19 protein-coding genes and 1 pseudogene are annotated in these 21,138 nt (G+C 73.2%); 15 read left to right on the top strand and 5 right to left on the bottom strand.

All coding sequences use genetic code 11. The features are described 5' to 3' along the window. Positions 1-352 precede the first annotated feature (352 nt). From V7E45_RS10185 to V7E45_RS10145, 9 genes are all read left to right on the top strand, one after another. Entirely contained in the window at positions 353-1,561 is a 1,209-nt protein-coding gene (locus V7E45_RS10185) for an aromatic ring-hydroxylating oxygenase subunit alpha (RefSeq protein WP_333773764.1), read from the top strand. A 183-nt stretch (positions 1,562-1,744) separates the two neighbouring features. Beyond that, positions 1,745-2,872: a polyamine ABC transporter substrate-binding protein gene (locus tag V7E45_RS10180; RefSeq protein WP_333773763.1), complete on the top strand. Its 1,128-nt coding sequence runs from the start codon at positions 1,745-1,747 to the stop codon at positions 2,870-2,872. Between the two features lie 3 nt (positions 2,873-2,875). Further along, the gene (locus V7E45_RS10175; protein ID WP_333773762.1) at positions 2,876-3,772 is read left to right on the top strand and encodes an ABC transporter permease; all 897 of its coding nucleotides are present in this window, start codon (positions 2,876-2,878) and stop codon (positions 3,770-3,772) included. After that, positions 3,769-4,650, top strand: coding sequence for an ABC transporter permease (locus tag V7E45_RS10170; protein WP_333773761.1), 882 nt, complete (start codon positions 3,769-3,771; stop codon positions 4,648-4,650). The genes V7E45_RS10175 and V7E45_RS10170 overlap by 4 nt, the downstream gene beginning before the upstream one ends. Before the next feature lie 3 nt (positions 4,651-4,653). Then, complete coding sequence (locus tag V7E45_RS10165; RefSeq protein ID WP_333773760.1) at positions 4,654-5,733, top strand: ABC transporter ATP-binding protein; 1,080 nt, start codon at positions 4,654-4,656, stop codon at positions 5,731-5,733. Positions 5,734-5,766: 33 nt separating this feature from the next. Continuing rightward, positions 5,767-7,086, top strand: coding sequence for a flavin monoamine oxidase family protein (locus tag V7E45_RS10160; protein ID WP_333773759.1), 1,320 nt, complete (start codon positions 5,767-5,769; stop codon positions 7,084-7,086). Next, a complete protein-coding gene (locus V7E45_RS10155; protein WP_333773758.1) occupies positions 7,079-8,512 on the top strand; it encodes an aminobutyraldehyde dehydrogenase in 1,434 nt (477 codons plus the stop codon). Before V7E45_RS10160 ends, V7E45_RS10155 begins: the two co-directional genes overlap by 8 nt. A 156-nt stretch (positions 8,513-8,668) precedes the next feature. Beyond that, on the top strand, positions 8,669-8,869 hold the full coding sequence (locus V7E45_RS10150; RefSeq protein WP_319146537.1) for a DUF6229 family protein: 201 nt from the start codon (positions 8,669-8,671) through the stop codon (positions 8,867-8,869). A gap of 103 nt (positions 8,870-8,972) precedes the next feature. Beyond that, the gene (locus V7E45_RS10145) at positions 8,973-11,810 is read left to right on the top strand and encodes a type 2 lanthipeptide synthetase LanM family protein (protein WP_333773757.1); all 2,838 of its coding nucleotides are present in this window, start codon (positions 8,973-8,975) and stop codon (positions 11,808-11,810) included. A 44-nt stretch (positions 11,811-11,854) separates the two neighbouring features. Here the strand turns inward: V7E45_RS10145 and V7E45_RS10140 are convergent, their stop codons facing one another. Continuing rightward, on the bottom strand, positions 11,855-13,564 hold the full coding sequence (locus V7E45_RS10140; RefSeq protein ID WP_333773756.1) for a serine/threonine-protein kinase: 1,710 nt from the start codon (positions 13,562-13,564) through the stop codon (positions 11,855-11,857). A gap of 151 nt (positions 13,565-13,715) precedes the next feature. After that, positions 13,716-14,852, bottom strand: a complete 1,137-nt coding sequence (locus V7E45_RS10135) for a PP2C family protein-serine/threonine phosphatase (protein WP_333773755.1) — start codon at positions 14,850-14,852, stop codon at positions 13,716-13,718. 194 nt (positions 14,853-15,046) lie between these two features. Here V7E45_RS10135 and V7E45_RS10130 point away from each other — a divergent pair, with 194 nt between their 5' ends. Beyond that, positions 15,047-15,769: an FAD binding domain-containing protein gene (locus tag V7E45_RS10130; protein WP_333773767.1), complete on the top strand. Its 723-nt coding sequence runs from the start codon at positions 15,047-15,049 to the stop codon at positions 15,767-15,769. Positions 15,770-15,923: 154 nt separating this feature from the next. Here the strand turns inward: V7E45_RS10130 and V7E45_RS10125 are convergent, their stop codons facing one another. Beyond that, positions 15,924-16,535: a TetR/AcrR family transcriptional regulator gene (locus V7E45_RS10125; protein ID WP_333773754.1), complete on the bottom strand. Its 612-nt coding sequence runs from the start codon at positions 16,533-16,535 to the stop codon at positions 15,924-15,926. A 123-nt stretch (positions 16,536-16,658) separates the two neighbouring features. On the opposite strand from V7E45_RS10125, the gene V7E45_RS10120 reads away from it, so the two are divergent. After that, positions 16,659-17,450: an SDR family NAD(P)-dependent oxidoreductase gene (locus tag V7E45_RS10120; RefSeq protein WP_333773753.1), complete on the top strand. Its 792-nt coding sequence runs from the start codon at positions 16,659-16,661 to the stop codon at positions 17,448-17,450. Between the two features lie 19 nt (positions 17,451-17,469). On the opposite strand, the gene V7E45_RS10115 is transcribed toward V7E45_RS10120, so the two are convergent. Next, entirely contained in the window at positions 17,470-17,685 is a 216-nt protein-coding gene (locus V7E45_RS10115; protein ID WP_333773752.1) for a hypothetical protein, read from the bottom strand. 111 nt (positions 17,686-17,796) lie between these two features. Between V7E45_RS10115 and V7E45_RS10110 the strand changes: the two genes are divergently transcribed. Together V7E45_RS10110 and V7E45_RS10105 are read left to right on the top strand one after the other, a co-directional pair. Next, positions 17,797-18,153, top strand: a complete 357-nt coding sequence (locus tag V7E45_RS10110; protein ID WP_333773766.1) for a PRC-barrel domain-containing protein — start codon at positions 17,797-17,799, stop codon at positions 18,151-18,153. A gap of 26 nt (positions 18,154-18,179) precedes the next feature. After that, positions 18,180-18,356: a hypothetical protein gene (locus tag V7E45_RS10105; RefSeq protein WP_020937969.1), complete on the top strand. Its 177-nt coding sequence runs from the start codon at positions 18,180-18,182 to the stop codon at positions 18,354-18,356. Positions 18,357-18,389: 33 nt separating this feature from the next. Here the strand turns inward: V7E45_RS10105 and V7E45_RS10100 are convergent, their stop codons facing one another. After that, complete coding sequence (locus V7E45_RS10100) at positions 18,390-19,262, bottom strand: SGNH/GDSL hydrolase family protein (RefSeq protein ID WP_333773751.1); 873 nt, start codon at positions 19,260-19,262, stop codon at positions 18,390-18,392. Between the two features lie 293 nt (positions 19,263-19,555). Between V7E45_RS10100 and V7E45_RS10095 the strand changes: the two genes are divergently transcribed. Together V7E45_RS10095 and V7E45_RS10090 are read left to right on the top strand one after the other, a co-directional pair. Next, the gene (locus V7E45_RS10095; RefSeq protein WP_333773750.1) at positions 19,556-20,110 is read left to right on the top strand and encodes a TetR/AcrR family transcriptional regulator; all 555 of its coding nucleotides are present in this window, start codon (positions 19,556-19,558) and stop codon (positions 20,108-20,110) included. Positions 20,111-20,249: 139 nt separating this feature from the next. Further along, positions 20,250-20,969, top strand: a pseudogene (locus V7E45_RS10090) (aquaporin); the annotation flags it as partial. Positions 20,970-21,138: the final 169 nt, after the last annotated feature.

The following is a 21,138-nucleotide window of genomic DNA, read 5'->3' as shown; positions in this document are numbered from 1 at the left end:
GGGGCGGGGAGCGCGGTCGGGGCCGTGCGTCTCCCGGGTACCGTGGCGTCCGGTGCCGGACGGCGGGTCGTGGCGCGGACGGGGCCGGACGAGGGCCGAACGGCGTCCGCGGGCTGGCGGCCGGTGCCGGGCCGCTGTCCGCGGGCCTGGCCGGCCACCTGTCGAAGACACTAACTAACTAATTAGTCAGCCCACAAGTCTTGACTTGCCCACACCCTCGCCCCAGTCTGACTAACCAATTAGTCAGCCGGATCGAGCAGGTCCGGACGCCTTACGGAACACCGCGCCCGCCGCCCGTTCCGGACACAGCCTCACCGCCCATCGCCGCCGCAGCGGCGCGGAGGAGGACCCCATGCGCCCCTCGACCACCCGGGCAGCCGACGCCGTCCCCCCGGCCTCGCCCACCCCGCCCGAACCGCCTCCAAGGCAGGAGCGACCCGGGCAGGAGCATCCCGGCGAGGCGCTGCCCGCCCGCTACTACACCGACCCCGCGGTCGCCGAGGCCGAGACCGAGCGCATCTTCGCGAGGTCCTGGCAGCTCGCCTGTCACGAGTCCGACCTGCCGGAGCCCGGCGCACGCCTGACCGCCACGGTCGCCGGCCGGGAGGTCCTGGTCGTACGGACCGAGGACGGCGCACTCGCCGCCCACCTCAACGTCTGCCGGCACCGCGGCACCCGCCTGGTCAGCGCACCCGAACCGTCGGGCAAGGCGATCCGGTGCCCCTACCACGGCTGGACGTACAAGCTCGACGGACGACTCGTCGGCGCCCCGGAGGCGCGCCGGATCCCCTGCCTGGACAAGCCGCGGCTCGGCCTGCACCCGGTCAACGTGGAGTCCTTCCTGGGCTTCGTCTTCGTCAACCTCGACCTGGAGGCGACCCCGCTGGCCAAGACCTGCGCCGGGCTCGCCGAGGCCGTCGGCCACTACGCCGGGCCCGGAATGGTCCCGGTCGGCAGGCACCGCATCCACGACCTGGCGGGCGGCGAGGAGCAGAAAGCCAACTGGAAGGTGATCGTCGACAACTACCTGGAGGGCTACCACGTCCCCGTGGCCCACCCCGCGCTCATGCGGCTGCTCGACTACCAGGCGTACACGGTGGACGTGCGGGAGGACTACGTCCTGTTCGAGTCCCCGCTGCGCGACAAACCGTCCTCGAACTGGACCGAGCGGCTCTACCAGCGCCTCGCCACGCCGATGCCCGGTCTGACCGAGGCCGACCGGCGGGTCTGGCGGTACGCAGTGATCTATCCGAACACGCTCATCGACTTCTACCCTGACCACGTGCTCGCGTGGACCGCCCTGCCCACCGCCCAGGACCGGGCGGCGATCCCCGGCGCCTTCTACACCCGGCACGGCGAGAGCGTCCGCACCCGGCTGGCCCGCCGGCTCAACATCCACATCGGCTGGGTCACCAACGACGAGGACGCCGAGCTGGTGGAGCGCGTCCAGGCCGGACTGACCACGCCCGGCTTCGAGCCGGGCCCGCTCTCCCAGCGCGAGGCCGCCGTCGGCTGGTTCGCCCGCCGGGTCCGGGGCGACCTGGAGGGTGCCACGCCGTGACGTCCTCCGCGCCGCACCCGCGCCCCGTGCCGCTCCCGCCGGGCTTATCCCTCCCCCGCTGACACCCGCCGCACCACGCCGCACCACCCCAGACCGGTCTTCACTGCGGAGTCAGGGCCCGTAGCGAGCCGACCAGCCGGTCCGCCCTGGACTTGTGCCGTTCCTCGACGGAGAGGACGCTTCATGTCCCCCGTTCCACCCACCCCACCGACCCGCCGCGCCCTCCTGCGCGCAGGGGCCGGCGGGCTGCTGGGCGCCGCGGCCGCCGGCTGCGGGTTCATGCCCGCCGCGCGACCCGACGCCAGGGCCCTCGCCCCCGTCCGGGCCCGCGTCGACGGCGACCTCGTCTACTTCAACTGGGCCGACTACGTCGACCCGTCCGTCTTCAAGGGCTTCGAGAAGGAGTACGGCGTCAAGGTCGTCCAGTCGAACTTCGACTCGATGGAGGGCATGGTCGCCAAGCTCAACGCGGGCAACCGCTACGACATCGTCTTCCCCACCGCCAAGTGGGCCCAGCGCCTGGTCCGCGGTGGCCGGCTGCGCCGCATCGACCACAGCGAACTCACCAACGCGCACGCCGTGTTCGGCAGGTACACCTATTACGCGGACCCGTGGTACGACCCCGGCTCCGCGCACACCGTCCCCTTCACCGCGTACAAGACCGGCATCGGCTGGCGCCGCGACCGGATCGGCGAGCTGACCGGCTCCTGGAAGGACCTGTGGAGCGACCGGGCCAGGGGCAAGGTCTTCCTGCTGGACGACCGCGACGAGGTGCTCGGCATGGGTGCCCTCGAGCTCGGCCTCGACGTCAGCACCGGCGACACGACGGACCTGGACCGCATCACCTCCCTGCTCAGCACCCTGCGGCCGCGGCTGCGCGGCTTCTCCAGCGACAGCTACAACAACCTCCTCAACGGCAACGCGGTCATGACACAGGCCTGGAGCGGCGACATGGCGGCCATGCTCAACCAGGCGAAGGACCCCTCCGTGTTCGGCTTCCAGGCCCCGAAGGAGGGCACGCCCATCAACTCCGACTGCTACGCCATCCCCTGGAACGCGCCGCATCCCGGCACGGCGATGCTGTTCATCGACTACATGCTGCGGCCGGAGAACGTGAAGAAGAACATCGAGTACATCGGCTACCCGATGCCGGTGGCCGGCTCCGAGAAGACCTACGCCGACCTCGTCAAACCCTTCCCGGAATGCCTGGTCACCGAGGCCGACCTGAAGGCGGACCTGTTCTTCCGCAACGGCGGCCGCGCGGCGGAGGACGCCCGCGACACCGCCTGGACCCATGTGAAGGCGGGCTGACCCATGGCACCGCCGCACCCCTCCTCGCGCACCCGCCGCCGCGGGGACGCCTCCGGCAGCCGCATGTGGACCTGGTTCATGCTGCCGGGCACCCTGTGGATGACGGGCTTCCTGATCGCCTCGCTGGTCCTCGTCGCGATCCTCGCGGTCGGCACCACCGACGAACTCGGCAACCCGCGCTTCGGCTTCGACCTCTCCGGCGTCCGGGCCCTCGCCGACCCCGCCTACACCGAGGTCCTGGCCCGCTCCCTCGGCTACGCCCTGCTCACCTGCGTGATCTGCCTGCTGGTCGCCTACCCGGTGGCGTACACCGTCGCCCTGCACGGCGGCCGCTACAAGCACGCGCTGATCGCCGCGATCGTGGTGCCGTTCTTCGCCAACTACCTGGTCCGCATGTACGGCTGGTCGGTGGTGCTGTCCGACGACGGCCCCGTGCTGCGCGCGCTGCGCGCCGTCGGACTGGCCGACGGGAACACGAAGATCCTCAACACCGGGGTCGGCGTGGTCGCGGGACTCGTCTACGGCTTCGTGGTCTTCATGATCATCCCGCTGTACGCGGCCCTGGAACGGCTGGACGTCTCCGTCGTCGAGGCCGGCCGCGACCTCTACGGCGGCCCGGTCCGCACCTTCCTCTTCGTCACCCTGCCCGCCACCCGGCAGGGCGCGGCGGCCGGGCTCGTCCTGGTCTTCCTGCCCGCCATGGGCGACTTCGTCAGCGCACAGCTCATGGGGGGACCGGACCAGATCATGATCGGCAATCTCATCCAGGACAAGTTCTTCCAGGGCCAGAACTGGCCGCTGGGCTCCGCGCTGACCATGCTGCTGATGCTCGTCCTGCTGATCGGGATGTTCGGCTACCTGCGGCGCACCCGCAAGGACGAGGCGGAGGCCACCCGATGACCCTGCTGCGCCTGCCCACCGCCACCGCGTCCGCCCGGCCGGCCCCCCGGACCCGAGCCCGGCGCGGTCGCGCCGACCGCAAGCCGCGCGTCCTCGTCGCCGTCACCGCGGTCTTCTTCGCCCTCCTCTACCTGCCCATCGGCGTCGTGGCGCTGTTCTCGCTCAACTCCAAGAAGTCCCTGACCGTCTTCGGCGGGTTCAGCCTGCGCTGGTACCGCGCCTTCGTCCACGACGACGTGCTCCTGGCCTCCCTCGGCACCAGCCTGCGCATCTCCCTGGTGGCGACGGCCGGTTCGGTCGTCCTCGGCGTGGCGCTCGCGCTCGGCCTGGTGCGCTGCCGCACCCGGCTGGGCTCGCTGGCGGGCCTCATCATGCTGGTGCCGCTGATCACCCCGGAGATCGTCACCGGCGTGGCGTCCATGCTGCTGTTCAAGGGGCTCGGCGTGGCCCTGTCGACCGGCACGGTGATGCTCGCCGAGATCACCTTCTCCATCTCGTACGTCACCGTGATCCTCCGCTCCCGGGTGGCCGCGCTCAATCCCGAGGTGGAGGAGGCAGCGATGGACCTGGGCGCCACCCGCTGGCAGGCGGTCCGGCTGGTGACCCTGCCGGCCCTGCTGCCCGCCGTGCTCGCCTCCGCGGTGCTGATCTTCGCGCTGGTCTTCGACGACTTCGTCCTCGCCTACTTCACCACCGGCGTCGACCCGCAGCCGCTGTCGGTGCGCATCTACTCGGCGATCCGCTTCGGCGTGCAGCCCACCATCAACGCCGTCGGCACGCTGATGCTCGCCGGATCCGTGGCGCTGATCGCCCTGGCCCTGTTCATCCCGCGCCTCTTCGGCCGCCGCGGCGGCCTCGACATCCTCTCCGGAGAGTGACCCATGGACGCGACCGAAGCGACCCCGGCCGTCCGGCTCGACGGCGTCTCCAAGCAGTTCGCCGACTCCTACGCCGTCCACCGCCTCGACCTCGACATCGAGGCCGGCCACTTCTTCTCCCTGCTCGGCCCCTCCGGCTGCGGCAAGACCAGCACCCTGCGCATGATCGGCGGGTTCAGCGACCCCACCGAGGGCTCGGTGCTGCTCGCCGGGGAGGACGTGACCGCGCTGCCGCCGAACCGGCGCAACGTCAACACGGTCTTCCAGAGCTACGCGCTGTTCGACCACCTCGGTGTCGCCGACAACGTCGCCTTCGGGCTGAAGCGCAAGGGCGTCGCCAAGGCCGAACTGCGCCGTCGCGTGGGCGAGATGCTGGACCTGGTCCAGCTCGGTGGGCTCGCCGACCGCAAGCCGCTCACCCTCTCCGGTGGTCAGCGGCAGCGGGTCGCCCTGGCCCGCGCGCTGGTCAACCGTCCGGCCGTACTGCTCCTCGACGAGCCGCTGGCCGCCCTGGACCTGAAGCTGCGCCGGCAGATGCAGGTCGAGCTGAAGCAGATCCAGCGCGAGGTCGGCATCACCTTCGTCTTCGTCACCCACGACCAGGACGAGGCGCTGACCATGTCGGACCGGATCGCCGTGATGAACGAGGGCCGCATCGAGCAGTGCGGCACCCCCGAGGACGTCTACGAGCATCCGGCCAGCCGGTTCGTGGCCTCCTTCCTCGGCACCTCCAACCTGATGACCGGCACCTACCGGGGCGGCGAGGTCGCCCTGGAACAGGGCCCCGCCCTCCCCGTCGGCGCCCGGCAGGACATCGCGGACGGCTCCGCCGTCAGTGTCTCCGTGCGGCCCGAGAAGATCTGGCTGTCGGACTTCGAGCCGGGCATGTCGATGCTGCGCGGGGTGGTGCGCGAGACCGTCTACAGCGGCCCGACCACCACCTACCTGATCGAACTCGCCCCGGGCGTGACGCTGTCGGTGCTGGAGCAGAACACGGCCCGCGCCCGCATGGAGGACCGCTGGAGCGGTGGCGAGACGGTGGAGCTGGGCTGGCGGCCCGAGCACTGCCTGGTGCTGGCCTGACCCCTCGACCGTCCCTCTCACGAAAGTGGAACCATGCATCACGACGTGATCGTGCTCGGTGCCGGTCTCGCCGGGCTCGCCGCCGCCCGGGACCTGACCGCCGCCGGCACCGACGTGCTCGTCCTGGAGGCCCGCGACCGGGTCGGCGGCCGCGTCGAGCAGACCCGCACGCCCGACGGCCGCACCGTCCAGCTCGGCGGTGAGGTGGTCGGCCGCGCCCACACCGCGTATCTGGGGCTCGCCGAGGAACTCGGCCTCGAACTCGTCCCCAGCTATGTGGCCGAGCCCGGCCGCATCACCCGCGCCACGCCGGAGGGCCGCTCGGCCGGCGATCCGCCGCACTGGTTCGGCCCCGGGGACGCGTTCCTGCACGAGCGGCTCGGCGCCGAGTTCGCCGCGCTGGCCGCCGGCGTCGATCCCGAGGACCCCTGGTCGCATCCGGAGGCGGACGCGCTGGACCGGCTGTCCGTGGCCGGCTGGCTGCGCTCCCGGCACGCCACGCCCGCCGTGGTGCGCCTGTGGGAGATCGGCCAGCTCGCCCTGGCCGGCGGCTCCTACGAGCGGATCTCACTGCTGGCGGCGCTGCGCAAGAGCGCCGCGGTGCCCGGCCCGGGAACCGGCGACTACGACTACGCCGACTGGGAGGGACTGCGCCTCGCCGAGGGGTCGGCGACGCTCGCCGAGGTCCTGGGCCGCGAACTGGGCCCGCGCGTCCGGCTCGGCTCACCCGTGGCCGCCGTCGCGGTACGCCCCGGCCGCTGCGCCGTACGGCTGTCCACCGGCGAGGTGCTCACCGCGTCGGCCGTCGTGAGCGCGCTGCCGGTGGGACCGCTCAGATCGGTCGCCGTCACCGGCGTGAGCGAGGCCCGGCTCGCCTCCCTGCACCGCCAGCGGCAGGCGGTCGCCGCCAAGTTCGCCGCCGTGTACGACCGGCCGTTCTGGCGCGAAGCCGGTCTCAACGCCCTGTCCGAGGCCGAGGGCGTCCTCGGCAGCACCTGGCCGCAGGGCGACGGCATCCTGTCGGCACTGATTCCGCCCGAGCGCTACGGCGTCCTGCTGGGCACCCCGCCCGAGCTGCGCGGCCCCGAGCTGCTGGCCGAGGCCGCCGCCATGTTCGGCGCGGAGGCGCTCCGGCCCGCCTCCTGCCACCTGCGGCTGTGGGGCACCGACCCGTGGACGCAGGGCTACGTCACCCAGTGGCCGCCGGGCGAGGTCATGTCGGTGGGCCCGCTGCACGGCACCCACGAGCCGCCGTTCTACGTCTGCGGCTCCGACCAGTGGGTCGCCGGTTACATGGAAGGCGCGGTCCGTACCGGCCGCGCCGCCGCCGAGGAGGCGCTGCGCCGTGGCTGACACCGCCCGTCCGACCACCGTCCTGAACCACATCGGCGGCAAGGAGGTGCCGGCCGCCTCGGGAGCCACCCTGCGGCTGATCGACCCGGCGACCGGCCGGCAGCACGGCACGGCCCCGCGCTCGGGCCCCGAGGACGTCGAGGCGGCCTGCCGGGCGGCCGGGGACGCCTTCGACGGCTGGGCGTCGACGACGCCCGCGCAGCGGCAGACCGCGCTGCTGCGCATCGCCGACGCCGTCGAGCGGGCGGCGGACGCGCTGACGAGCGCCGAGGTGGCCGACACGGGCAAGCCGCGCGCCCTGTTCCTGGCCGACGAGATGCCCGCGATCGTCGACGTGCTGAGGTATTTCGCCGGTGCCGCCCGGAACCTGCCGGGCGCCGCCGCGGCCGAGTACACCCCGGGCCGCACCTCCCTGCTGCGCCGCGAACCGGTCGGCGTCTGCGCCCAGATCACCCCGTGGAACTACCCGCTGATGATGGCGGTCTGGAAGGTCGCCCCCGCGCTGGCCGCCGGCAACACCGTCGTCCTCAAACCGTCCGACGGCACACCGTCCTCCGCCGTGCTGCTGGCCCGGCTGGCCGCCGCGCACCTGCCGCCCGGTGTTCTCAACGTGGTGTGCGGCGACCGTGACTCCGGCCGGCTGCTCGTCGCCCACCCCCGTGTCCGGCTCGTTGCGGTCACCGGCAGCGTCCGGGCCGGACAGCAGATCGCCGCCGCGGCGGCCGCCGACCTCAAGCGCCTGCACCTGGAACTCGGCGGCAACGCACCGGTGCTGGTCCACGAGGACGCCGATCTCGACGACGCGGTCGAGCAGTTGTCGTCCCTGGCCTTCTACAACGCGGGCCAGGACTGCACGGCCGCCACCCGGATCCTCGTGCACCACCGGATCCACGAGGTGTTCCTCGACGCCTTCGCCGACCGGGCCGCACGGCGGACGCCGGGCGCCCCGGACGAGGAGCACGCCGACTTCGGCCCGCTCGCCGGCGCCGCCCAACTCGCCACCGTGCGGGGCCTGCTGGACCGGCTGCCGGACCACGCCGAAGTGGTCGCCGGAGGCCTGGCGCTGCCCGTACCCGGCTACTTCCACCAGGCCACGGTGGTGGCCGGGGTCCGACAGGAGGACGAGATCGTCCGCAGCGAGGTGTTCGGTCCGGTCGTCACGATCCAGCCGTTCACGGAAGAAGCCGAGGCATTTCGGATGGCGAACGCCGTCCCGCAGGGGCTGGCCGCGAGTGTCTGGACCCGCGACCACGACCGGGCCATGCGCGCGAGCCGGGCGTTGCAGACGGGCATCGTCTGGGTGAACACCCACGGCACGACCGTCTCGGAGATGCCCCACGGCGGAGTGCGTCACTCCGGCTACGGCAGCGACCTGTCCCTCACCGGTCTGCTCGACTACACGCAGGTCAAGCACGTGATGCTGTGAGGGGGCGGTGGGACCGCCGCACCGCCCCGGTTTCCTGTAGGGGGCATCAGTATTCCCACCGGACTGTGGCCGGATCAGGCATCTGACGGGTGTTCGGATGTGGCGATACTCGGGAGGCCGGGCAATCCGCCCGAACTCACCCTCCGGAGGCCGTAGATGCCGCAGTCCAGTGTTCACACCGCCGCCGTGCTCGAAGCCTGGCTGTCGGGCGCCGAGAGCGCCCAGGGCCAGCTCAACCCCGCCGGGCCGCTGTACGTCGGCGGCGCCGCCGCGGAGGCCGCGCTCACCGACCCCAGCGACTCCCTGTACGGCTTCTGTTCGAGCCCCAGCGGGTCGCACGGCAGCTGGTGCTGCTGATCGTGTGAGCGGGGGGAGCCGCGCGCGAGGCGGCGCGGCTCCCCCCGTCCTGTCGGCGGGCCCAGCGGGGCGTGGACTGGTATGGAGAGGGAGACGGCGAACGGTGAGCGGACCGGTGGCACAGCGGCAGGACATGGGCGAGACCGAGTGGTTCGCCCGGCCCGTACGAAGCATCGCCCGGCCGTGGCGGGACGAGCTCGCCCGGCGGCTGGCCGCCGTGGACGACCTGGCCCGCGCGGAACGCGCCACGGTGCTGGAGGCCGGACACACCGCCCTGCTGCGGTCCCTGCACGCCAAACTCTCCCGCCTGTTCCTGATCGAACTGCACGCGCTGCGCATGACGGCCGGGGGCGGACCCGCGCCGGGGGACGCGGCGGCGGGCACCGACACCCGCACGTGGACCGAGTTCATCGAGCAGGCCGGCGAGGAGGGCTACCTCGACCGGCTGGCGGGCCGCTACCCGACCGTCGCCGCGCGCGTCGCCTCGGTGGCCCGGCTGTCCGTGGCGGCGACGACCGGTTTCGCGGGGCGGCTCGCCGAGGACCGGGTGTTGCTCCGTCGGCTGCTGGGGGTGCCCGCGGGCGAGTTGCGCGCCGTCACGTTCGGCGCGGGTGACAGCCACCGGGGCGGACTGACGGTCAGCCGGGCCGACTTCGCCGGCGGGAGCGTGATGTACAAGCCGCGTCCACCGGAGACCGACGTGGCGCTCGGCGGGCTGCTGGAGGAGATCTACGCGGACTTCCCCGACGCCCCGGCGCCCGAGGAACGCATCCGGGTGCCGCGGATGCTGGGGCGCGGCGGCTACGGCTGGGCCGAGTTCGTCGGCCACCGTTACTGCGCCGACGACGCCGAACTCGCCGCGTTCTACCGCAACATCGGCCACTGGCTGGCCGTCCTGCGCTTCACCGGCGGCACCGACATGCACGCCGAGAACATGATCGCCGCGGGCCCGGTGCCGGTGATCGTGGACGCCGAGACGCTCTTCGACGCCCCCGCACCCTTCCCACCCAGCGGCCGGGGCGACGCGGTGGACGTGGCGGCCGCCGCGATCCGCCGCACGGTGCTGCGCACCGGGCTGCTGCCCGTTCGCGGCACCGGCTTCGCGCTCGGCGGTGTGGACATCTCCGGGGTCGGGGCGCTGCCCGGACAGCAGCCGCTGATCCCGAACCCGGTGATCGCGGACGGCGGCACCGCGGCGGCCCGCTTCCAGGTGGACCTGGTGGCGATGCCCGGCGCGGGCAACCACCCCAGTCCCGCCCCCGTGCTGAGCGCGTACTGGGACCGGGTCCTGGCGGGCTTCAAGGAGATGACCGCGCACCTGCGCCGGCCGGGGACCGACCCGTACCGGCTGCTGCGCCGTTTCGAGGGCGCCCGGGCGCGCCGTATCCTGCGGCCGACGCAGGCGTACGTCGACATCGGCCGGATGCTGTGGCACCCGGCGTCGCTGCACGACGAGCCGGCGGCCGTCGAGCGGGCCCGGGACATCCTGCGGCGCAACGCCGAGGTTCTGCCCGGCGCGCCGACGGACCGGGCGGCGATCGACGGCGAGATCGCGGAACTCCTGGCCGGCGACGTCCCCATGTTCACCTTCACCGTCGACACGGCGGCCGTACGGGCCACGGTCGAGGACTGGCGCACGGCGGACCTGGCGCTGGAGGAGTCGGTGATCCAGGACGCGCTGGTGGGCGCCTACCTCAACGAGCGCTCGCTGCCCGCGCGGGTGCAGGAGGCCGCGCACGACCCGCACGCACGCGACGCGGAGCGCCGGCGCCGGGAACTGGCCGCGCGGATGGTGCGGCGGCTGTGCGACGGCGCGGTGCGCGGCGAGGACGGCACGGTCACCTGGATCAGTCCCGTCTTCACGCCCGCGGGATGGTCGATCAGGGTGCTGCCCGCCGACCTGTACACCGGTCAGGGCGGGGTGGCCCTGACCCTCGCCGAGTACCTGACCGAGGCGCGGGCCGGCCGGGCCGACGACGTGCCGGGTGTCGCCGGGACGTTCGAGGGCGCCCTGCGGGTGCTGGCCGGTACCGAGGAGCGGACGCCGACCCCCTCGGCCGGGGCGTTCAGCGGCGCCGCGTCGCAGGTGTGGACCTGGCTGGCGCTGCACCGGGTGCTCGGCGAGGACCGGCTGCTGGAGCGGGCGGCCCGCAGAGCCGAGCTGCTCGAGGGCCCGCTCGTCGACGACGACGTCGAGGTGGACCTGCTGAACGGGGCGGCCGGCGGCATCGTCCCGCTGCTCGATCTGGCCGGGGCGACGGGGCAGGACCGCTGGCTGGGCGCCGCCGCGCACATCGGGCGCAGGCTGGCCGGGCTGGCCGCCGTCGACGCGAGCGGCGCGCGCTGGACGACCCGGCTCAACCCCGAGGGCATCGGGGGCTTCGCGCACGGCGCGACGGGTATCGGCTGGGCGCTGGCCCGGCTGGCCCTGAGCGAAGCGGGGTCGGCGGCCGAGCGGCGCGACTGGCGCCGGCTCGCCGAGCGGGCCTTCGCCTACCAGGAGTCCCTGTGGCGGCCCGAGCACGGCAACTGGCTGGACGTCCGGGTCGGCGCCGAGGAGGACTTCTTCACGAGCTGGTGCCACGGCAGCGCGGGGATCGGGACCGGCATGCTCGACCTGCACCGGCGCACCGGTGATCCGGCCCGCCTGGACATGGCCCGGCGGGCCGCGGCCGCCTGCGCCGCCGAGGGCTTCGGCTGGAGCCACACGCTGTGCCACGGGGACCTGGGGCTGTGGCAGTTCCTCACCGCGATGGAGTTCGGCGAGCGCGCCGAGCTGGACGGCGAGATCCTCACCAGTCTCGAACAACGCGGCCCGGTCGGGGGGCTGGCCCGGGAGGCCTTCTCCCCGAGCCTCATGTCGGGGCTCGCGGGCGTCGTGCACACCTTGCTGCGCATGCACCCGGCGGCATCCCTGCCCGATCCCCTGCTGCTCGACTGACCGTCCGGCCGCCCCGGCCGGGAGCACCGGCCGGGGCCCGCGGATCAGCCGTCGTAGGGCATGACCCTGAGGATCTTGCCCTTCGGGGTGGCCGCGATGTACCCGCTCTGGCTGTAGGCGTTGCTGAGGTAGACGGACATGCCGGCGGGGTCACCGAAGGTGTCGTCCGGGAGGTTGACCACCAGGTAGCGGGTGTTCACGTGGTCGACCTTCAGCTTCCGCTTCCCTTCGGCCAGCAGGGCCGGCACCTTGTCCCAGTCGAAGCCGTCCAGTTTGACGGGCTTCTCCCCGCCCGACAGCGAGTTGCTGATGATGCCCTTCTCGACGCCCCGGCCCACGTAATAGGTGTACGAGTCGTACGCGGTGTCGCTGCCCTTCACCATCAGGTCGGCGGAGACGTATCCCGGATACACCGTGAAGGATCCGTACCGGTCCCGGCCGGTCTCCTTCTTGAACGCGCGGATCACGCTGCGGATGCCGTCCGGCGTGAGCAGGTCCTTCGCCGTCGTGCCGGTCCGGTCCTTCGCCGAGGGCGTGACGTCCGTACCGGTCGAGCCGCCGGCGGGCTGCTGGGTGGTGGCCGAGCCGCCGGCGGACGTGGTGGACCCGGACCCGTGGGTGCCGCCGTCCGGGAGCTGCGTCCAGACGAGCACCCCGGCGAGCGCCACGCCGGCGACCGGAAGGCCGACCAGCGTCCAGCGGCGCGTACGGTCCGGGCGCACGGCCACGGTGCGGGAGCCGGGGCGCGCGTCGTGCGGGCCGTACGCCGTCGGGGCGCCGGGTGCGGAGTACGGCCCGGAAGCCATCGTGGGCGCGGGGCCGAAGCCGGTGGGCACCGCGTCCGCCGGGCCGGGGACCGGTGCCACGGCCGGGGCGTGCGGCGGGTGGGAGGCGGGCGGCCCGGCCTGGTGGGCGACGCCGTCCAGCACGCGCTGCAGTTCCTCGGCGCCGGGCCGGGCCGCGGGGTCCCGGACGAGGACGCGGGTCAGGACGTCCCGCAGCGGGCCGGCCTTGACCGGCTGCGGGATCTCGTCGGAGAGGACGGCGGCGAGCGTCGCCAGGGTCGTGCCCCGGCGCAGCGGGTGCTGGCCCTCCACGGCCGTGTACAGCATCATCGCCAGCGACCACAGGTCCGAGGCGGGGCCGCCGTCGTGGCCTGAGACGCGTTCGGGGGCCATGTAGTCGGGCGTGCCGATGACCGACCCGGTGGCCGTGAGCGAGGTCGCCTCCCGGACGGCGGCGATGCCGAAGTCGGTGAGCACCGGGCGGCCGTCGGGGCGCAGCAGCACGTTGGCCGGTTTCACGTCGCGGTGCTGGATGCCGGCCTCGTGGGCGGCACGCAGCGCGGCGAGGACCTCGCGCCCGATCCGGGCCGCCTCCTGGGGGCTCATCGGTCCGCGGTCCAGGCGGTCGGCGAGGGAGCCGCCGGTGACGAGCTCCATGACGATCCACGGGTAGGTTCCCGGGCCGCCGTCGACGATGTGGTGGATGGTCACCACGTTGGGGTGGTCGACCCGGGCCAGGGCACGTGCCTCGCGCAGGACGCGCTCCCGGAGCATTCGGGCGGCCTCGGGGTCGTACTCGGCGAGGCCCGGATCGGGCGGCCGGACCTCCTTCACGGCGACGCTCCGTTGCAGCGCCAGGTCCGTCGCGCGCCAGACCATGCCCATACCGCCACCGCCGAGCCGTGCTTCCAGCTCGAACCGCCCGTCGACAACCCGTCTACCGCTGTTGTCGCTGCCCTCTCCACTCATGCGCCGGAGCTTAGTTGCCGCCGCCCGGCGCCGGGGCGTCGCCCCCGCCCCGGGTGCGGGACGGCTCCGCGTCACGGGGCGGGGTACGGGGCGGGGTTCAGCGGGTCTCACGGCGGTTGTCCGGGTTGAACCGAGCGCGCGCTGACGGTGTTCACAGCGGCCGCCGGTGCCGGTGGCCGCGCTGGGACTCCGGTACCCGGCAGAGCGCGATGAGCGCGGCGTCGTCGTCGAGCCGCCCTCCGACGTGGGCGAGGAGGTCACGGCGGATGTGGTGCAGCAACTGCTCCGGGCTGTCACCGGCCCACTGGGCGGCCCGTGCCGCGAGCGGGTAGAAGGCGCCGCCCGCGTCACGGGCCTCGATGACGCCGTCGGTGTAGAGCAGGAGGGTGTCGCCGGGCTCCAAGGAGAACGCGTCGAGGGTGTATTCCGCCTCACCGGGTTCGTGGACCCCGAGCGGGGGCGCCGGGTGCACCGGAACCATGACGGCACTGGCATGGCAGAGCAGCAGGGGCGGCGGGTGCCCGCAGCTCAGGATGCGGGTGATCGGGTCGGTGTCCGGGATCTCCACCAGCATCACGGTCGCGAACCGCTCCCCGGTCTCCCCCTCGGTCTCCAGTTCGGGCAGGTTGCGGGCCACGCTCTGCTCCAGCGCCTTGGCCAGGGCGGGCAGCGTGGTGTGGTGGTGCGCGGCCTCCCGGAACGCCCCGATGAGGAGCGCCGCCTCGCCGATGGCGGACAGGCCCTTGCCGCGTACGTCGCCGATCATCACCCGTACGCCGTTGTCGGTAGGGGTGGCCGCGTACAGGTCGCCGCCGATCTGCGCCTCGGCCTCGGCGGCCATGTACAGGCAGGCGATCCGCATGCAGCCGATCTGCTCCGGCAGCGGCCACAGCAGGACGTGCTGCGCGGCCTCGGCGACCATGCGCACCTGGGCCAGCTGGTGCCGGCGCCGGTCGCGCAGGACGCAGTAGAAGACGGTCAGGGCCGACAGGACCGCCAGGGCGAGGATCTGCACCAGCACGTTGCGGGTGAACAGCACGCCGAAGTGCCAGCCGATGTACGCCTGTGCTCCCACGGCCAGGAAGCCGACCAGTCCGGTGATCCACGGCCCGGCGAACGACGCGGTGATCGCGGGGGCGATCACCAGCAGCGGACCGAGGTGGATGTCGGCCGGGACCAGCTGGTCCACGACCGTGATCACCACGATGAGCAGGACGGGGATCACCAGCAACGCGTGACTCGACTGCCACGGCTGCCGCACCGCGGCAAGGCCTCGCCGAACATCCACGTCTCCACAGTGCACCACCGCGCGGTGGCCGACGAGCGGAGGACGGCCGACGTGGGAAGCGGGCGGACGTGCGGGATCGGGGCCGCCCGGCATGCCCGTGTGAGCCCTGTATGCGCCCCTGGGCGTACGGCGAGACTGGCGCGGTACCGGCCCCGATGTGCCGGCGATTCTCCAGGAAAGGCAGGTCGGTGGCGATGCTGTTGCGACTGCCCACCTCCGTGTCCGAGGCGCGGGAGTGTCTGGCCGAGGGGGCCGTGCCGATCGGCGGGGCCACGCTGCTGTGGGCCGAGTGGCAGCGGGACGGGTTCCCGGCCCTTGCCATGTCGCTGCGCGGCGTCCCGGAGGCCAACGCGCTCGGACGGGGTTCGCTGGGCGCGGCCGTGGTGCTGCACCGGATCGACGACCGGGTACCGGACGTGCTGCGGCTGGCCGCCGCCGGCGTCGGGACCGGCGCCGTGCGCCGTACGGCGACGGTCGGCGGCAATCTCGTGGGCAGCACACTGCGCTGCCTGCTGCCCGCCGCCCTCGTCCTGGAGGCGCGGGCATCGGTGCTGGGGCAGGACGGGGTGCAGGAGACCGACCTGGCCGAGGTCACGGCCAAGCGCCCGCTGCTGCTCGGCCTGCGTTGGCGGGAGCCGGTCGCCAGCGCCTACCGCAAGCTGCCGGCCGAACCGGGGGGCCGGCCACCCCTCACCGTCGCTGTCGCCCTGCACGCCGACAGCCCCGGACGCCGCCGCCTGCGCGTCGCCGTGCGCGACGGCTACGAGGTGGTCGGCGGGGGCGCCCCGTGCGACGACGGCGCCGACGCCGCGCTGCACACCCTGCGAGGCACGGCGCTGGGCGAGTTGCCGGACGCCGCGTGGGACGTCGTGCACGGACAGGTCGACGAAGTACTGCGGGCCGCCGACGGGGGGTGAGCGGTCCGGCGGCGCGCGCCGATGTCCTTCGATGCGCGGCTCGGGGCGGGGTCAGCGGCGGTCACACCGCTCAAGCCGGGTCCGCCGACGCGACCGTCGGACGACACACCGCTCAAGCCGGGTCCGCCGACGCGACCGTCGGACGACACACCGCTCAGGCCATGTCCGCCGAGGGGACCGTCGGGGTGGGCGGTCGGCCGACGGCGCCGGGGGCGAGCAGGAGGAGGGCGTCGACCAGGTCCTCCGCGGGGCCGCCGGTGGCCAGCCGGCGCAGTTGCAGGCCCATCACCAGGGCCACCGTCGTGGCCGCCAGGCGTTCCGCGTCCGGCACGCCCAGGGCGGTGAGGATCCGCGCGGCGAGCCGGTCGTAGGCCCGGAACGCCTCCGCCGCCGCCTCGCGCAGCCGTTCGTCGCGGCCGGCGTGCAGGTACAGCTCGAAGGGCGCGAGATGGGCGCTGTCGAGGGCCGTGCCGCACGCGATGTTGCCGGCCAGCGAGGCGGCGTCCTCGATGTCGATGTCGTCGGTCCGGCACTGGTCGGCCAGTTCGGTGAAGTATCGGGCCTCCTCGCGCACGAAGTGCAGCAGGCTCTCGCGCAGGAGGTCGTGCTGGGTCTCGAAGTGGTAGGTGACCGAGCCGAGCGACACCCCGGCCTCTTTGGCGATCCGCCGGTTGGTGACCGCGGCGACCCCGTCCGCACCGATGATCCGCAGAACGGCGGTGATGATGCGCTGGCGCGTGGTGGCGGAGGGGGCGTCGTTCGGCATGCCACGCATTGTTCCACCAGCCGTCGCCCTCCCCGGACTGCCGGGTGTTCGCCGGCCGGCCGGTGGACAGCGCGCCCGACTCTCCCTATTGTTCGTTCGAACGAACAGAACCGGAGGGTAACCGTGCGGATCGCTGGGGCAACTGTTCTGCTGACCGGAGTCACGGGGGGTATCGGCGGCGCGCTCGCCGCCGAACTGTCGGCCCGGGGCGCCCGTCTCGTGCTCACCGGGCGGCGGCGCGAAGCGCTGGAGCCGCTCGCCGAGCGCTACGGAGCGCGGACGGTGGTGGCCGATCTCGCCGACGCCGACGACGTCCTGCGGCTGGCGGAGGAGGCCGCCGACACGGACATCCTCGTCGCCAACGCCGCCCTTCCGTCCAGCGGTGACGTGCTCGACTACACGCCCGCACAGATCGACCGGGCGCTCGCCGTCAACCTGCGCGCCCCCGCGATGCTGGCCCGGCTCCTCACTCCTGCCATGGTGACCGCCGGACGCGGGCACATCTGCTTCGTCGGGTCCCTCTCGGGCGTCGCGGCCACCAGGTCGTCGTCCCTCTACAACGCGACCAAGTTCGGGCTGCGCGGCTTCTCCCTGGCCTTCCGGCAGGATCTGCACGGCACGGGCGTCGGGGTCTCGATCGTGCAGCCCGGCTTCGTCCGCGACCTGGGCATGTTCGCGAACACCGGTTCGCCGGCGCCCGGGGGCGTGCGCACGGTCGCGCCGGAACGGGTCGTCAAGGGGGTGACGCGGGCGATCGAACGGGACGTCGCCGAGATCAACGTGGCGCCGCTGGAACTGCGGTTCCTCACCAAGGTCGCGTCCCAGTTCCCGGGCTTCTCCGAGCGGGTGCAGCGGCTGGCGGGGGCGGAGCGGAGCATGGACGCGATCGTGGCGGCCCAGCGGTCCAGCCGCTGACCCCCGGGCGCCGGCGCGTTCAGTGCACCCAGGCGCCCGGGCCGCCGCCGCGCCACTCGATCCACTCGGCGCTCACCACGTCCTCCGGTTCCACGTCCTCCAGACCGGCACCGCGCAGGAACTCGACGATGTCGATCACCGTGTACGCCATGCCCACGAAGGAGCCGGCGACGCGGACACGGCGGCCACCGTCCGGTGCGGCGGGGTACACGACGACCTGGACGACCTGGGGCATGCCGTCACCCTCGCCCGGGGCGGGCGGTGCCGCACCCGGTGGGCCGCCGTTCGTGCCGGTGGTGACATCACGGGCGGGAACGGGGGTACCCGCGACTGGCGGAGGTCCATGATGTTCGAGGCAGGAGATATCCGTGAGTGGCGGGGTCACGACGTGGTGGACCCAGACGGCCACAAGATCGGTGTACTGGAGTCGGTCTACGTGGACACGGCGACCGACAAGCCCTTGTTCGCGACCGTGACGGTGGGGCTCCCCACCCGCCGCCGCCTGGCGTTCGTACCGCTCGTCGGGGCGACGGTCGGTCCGAACTACCTGAAGGTGGCCCACGGCAAGGACGTGGTCAAGAAAGCCCCCGCGATCGACACCGACGGCGAGCTGCACGCCACGCACGAGCCGGGTGTCTTCGCGCACTACGAACTCGACTATGCGCCGGGCAGCGGCGGCGAGCGACGTCTCGCCCGCCGCTGACGGCACCCTGGACGTCGGGAGGTCCGATGAGTCTGTTCCTGCTGCTGATCCTCGTCGCCGTGGTGCTGGGAATCATCGGATTCGCCACACACGGCCTGTTCTGGCTGCTGATCATCGGCGCCGCCGTCCTCGTCGTCGATCTCGTCTACGCCGGAACGCGGCTGCGCCGGGGCGGAGGAAGGAAGCACCGGCTGGCCCGTTGACCGTACGGGCGCCCGGGGGCGGGCGCGGTCCGGTCAGCCCAGGCCGAGGACGGACATCGTGCGTTCGGCCATGCGCCGCTCCCCCAGCGCGTTGGGGTGGACCGGGACGATGTTCCGGCCGAACAGCAGCGGTTCGATCCACCGTGTCCCGACGGCTTTGCACGCGTCGTGCCCCTCGGACGCCTGCGCGAAGTCGACGTACGTGGAGCCGGTCTCCGCGGCCGCCCGCGCGACGACGGCGTTGAGGTGGGCCTGCAGGGCGCGCAGGTACGGCACGTCGCCGGAGGCGATGGGCAACTGGGCGAAACAGGAGGGTTCGGCCGTCGCGGGCGTGATCCACGGGTAACCGAGCACCGCCACCCGGGCGCCGGGCGCCTTGGCGCGGACGCTGTTCAGGGCGGACTTGAGCGCGGGGTAGGTGTTGGCGTCGATCGCGTCGTCGAACGAGCTGCCGTACTTGTCCTTGCAGGGGCTGCCTTTGCCGCCGCTGAGGACGCCGGCGGTGCCGCAGGCCAGTATGGCGTTGATGAAGGTGCCGTTGTCGTTGCCGCCGATGGTCAGCGTCACCAGGTCGGTGTCCGCGGCGACCGCGTTCACCTGGGGCGCGACCCCCGGGTACTGCGCCTGGGTGAAGTCCTTGGTCTGCGCGGCACCGCAGGTCACGTCCGTCAGCCGGGCTCCGGTGCGCGCGGCGATGACGTGCGGGTAGTCGGCGGTGGAGCGCAGACACAGCAGGTTGGTGACGTCGACGGGCAGGACGCCCGAGGCGGCGCTGTAACTGTCGCCGAGGGCGGCGTACTTCAGGGGTGCGGTGGCGTGGGCGGGGCTTCCGGTGACGCTGAGGGCCAGTGTTCCGGCGGCCGCTATTGACGCGGCCATGACACGACGCAGGGCAGGCACGGGCATGATGCTCTCTCTTCTCGGGACGGGTACGCGGAAGCGGACGGGCGGGGGCGCCCGGGGCGTGCTGGTTCGCGAGAATGCGGCGGCTCGAGCAACGGGAAGTACCGGCCGACGGGACGCGGGCTGGGCGAAAGAGCGCACGTCGAAGGCCGTGGAGACCGGCGGCGGGATTACCGCTCGGTTCTACTGATAGGTAATGTGCGGGCGCCGGAACGCCGCGTCAACAATGTTGACCGAACTTCTTGAAAACCTGACCGCCCCCGGGTGAGGGCGGGCCGCCGCCTATGCTGAGCCGCATGCTGCAGACCGGTTCCGGTTCCACCACCCGCGATGCCATCCACACCGCCGCCGCCCGGCTCTTTCGGGACCAGGGGTTCGCCAGGACCACCGTCCGCCGGATCGCGGCGGACGCCGGGACCGACCCGGCGCTGGTGATCCGTCACTTCAAGAGCAAGGAGCTGCTCTTCCTGGAGACGATGCACCTGACCATCGACGACGAACCACTGCTCGACGTCCCGCTGGACCAGTTGGGCGAGCGCCTGGCCGAACTCCTCCTGGACCTCGACGGATCCGTCCGCGGCATCTTTCTGGCCCTGGTCCGCGGCAGTAACGAGGACCAGATCCTGGGCCGGCTGCGGGAGACCCACGAGAAGGTGTTCGTCGAGCCGCTGCGCGGCCGGCTGTCAGGGCCTGAGGCCGACCTGCGGGCCAGGCTGGCGGCGTCGCTGGCCGGAGGGCTGTTGTACGCGCTGTGGGTGGCCCGGGACGAAACTCTGCTCAGGACCGACAGCAAGGAACTCATCGCCCACTACGGCGCGCTCTTCCAGGAGATCCTGACGCCGCGTCCGTGAGGACACCTGAGCGCGCCCGTCGAGAGGGGCCGGTCGTCGCCTCGGCGGCCGGTCGTCGTGCGAGCGACGGGAGGACCCCCGCGAGGATGGGGTGTTCGTCCAGTGTTCGCGGCGCGGGGACGCCCGGAGACTGCCTCACATGACGAATGGAACGCCACCCCGGAGACCGGGCGCCGGCGCGGCCGGATCACTCGCTTGCCGTGCCGCCGCCGAGGCGGTCGGCACGGGGCTGCTGGTGGCGGTGGCCGTCGGCGCCGGGATCCAGGCCACCCGGCTGTCGCAGGACGCGGGTGTGCGGCTGCTCGCCTGCTCGCTGGCCGCCGCCCTCGGCCTGGGGGTGCTGATCACGCTGCTCGGGCCGGTGTCGGGCGGTCATCTCAACCCGGCCGTCACCCTGTCCGCCTGGTACTCCGGCCGCCGCGGGGCCGCGGGGCCGGCGCTGCGGGAGGTGGCCGTGTACGTACCGGCGCAGACGGCCGGCGCGATCGGGGGTGCCGTGCTGGCCGACGCCATGTTCGCGAGGCCGCTGCTGAGGCTGTCCACCCACGAGCGGTCCGGTGGACACCTGTGGCTGGGCGAGGCCGTCGCCACGGCCGGGCTGATCCTGCTCGTCGTCGGCCTGGAGCGCGGCGGCCGGGCCCGGTCGATGCCGGCCGCCGTGGCCGCGTACATCGGTGCCGCCTGCTGGTTCACCTCCTCGACGGCCTTCGCGAACCCGGCGGCGACGATCGGCCGGGCACTGACCGACACCGCCGCCGGGATCGCCCCGGGCTCCGTGCTTCCGTTCGTCGCCGCCCAACTGTGCGGGACGGCAGTTGGGTCGGTGGCCGCGACGGTGCTGTTCGGGCGCCGGGGCCCGGAGGGGGACGGCGCCGCCTTCCCCCTCCGAAGGCCGTGTCCGGTCGGTGCGGTTCTTCCCCTTCCGGTCCGGCCGGGTCCGGCTCAGCCCAGCTTGAACTTCTGCGCCGCCGATCCGTTGCAGTCCCAGATCTGCAGCCGGGTGCCGTTCGCCGTGGCCCCGCTCGGCG

Origin of the sequence: Streptomyces sp. IBSBF 3136 (assembly GCF_036815105.1) — a bacterium.
Taxonomy (GTDB): domain Bacteria; phylum Actinomycetota; class Actinomycetes; order Streptomycetales; family Streptomycetaceae; genus Streptomyces.
This window is presented reverse-complemented; position numbering and strand designations above follow the sequence as displayed.